This window comes from Acinetobacter sp. ANC_7682 (genome assembly GCF_056779795.1).
In genome coordinates this window covers 1-625 of the sequence record NZ_JBWYIQ010000080.1, presented here as the reverse complement: position 1 = coordinate 625, position 625 = coordinate 1, and the positions used below count along the sequence as shown (strand labels likewise).

Annotated in this window: 1 pseudogene; it reads left to right on the top strand. The window is 39.5% G+C overall.

The features are described from left to right. Nucleotides 1-625: pseudogene (locus AC1M9D_RS14060) on the top strand (IS3 family transposase); the annotation flags it as partial.

Genomic DNA, 625 nt, shown 5'->3' with positions numbered 1-625 from the left:
AAAAATCAATTGATCTCAGCTTCCTCGCAAGCTTTCGATCAATCAAAAGCTCCATCAGAACCCCCCATTGATCTTAAAAAGTTACATGCAAAAATCGGTGAGCAGGCATTAGAAATTGATTTTTTAGAAGGTGTGTTGAAGAAACTGGGCCGCTTCAACCACAAAAGTTAATCGATCACTCACTTCAGATTTCAGTATCTAAACAGGCTAAGTTACTGAAAGTCTCTCGTGGTTGTTATTATTATCGCCCAAAACCTGTTAGCTCATCAGATCTGAAACTGATGCGATGTATTGATGAATTACATATGCAATATCCTTTTGCAGGCAGTCGTATGATGCGTGATTTGTTGAATCGTCAAGGGCATCATATAGGACGACGTCATACACGTACTTTAATGAAGAAAATGGGTATTCAGGCGTTATATTGCAAACCAAATTTAAGCCAGGCTAATCAAGCTCACCGTAAATATCCATATCTGCTCAAAGGGTTGGCTATTCTGCGCAGTAATCAAGTGTGGTCTACGGATATAACGTATATCCCTATGGCAAAAGGCTTTGTTTATTTATGTGCTGTGATTGATTGGCATAGCCGCAAGGTACTTGCGCATAGGGTATCGATTAGTAT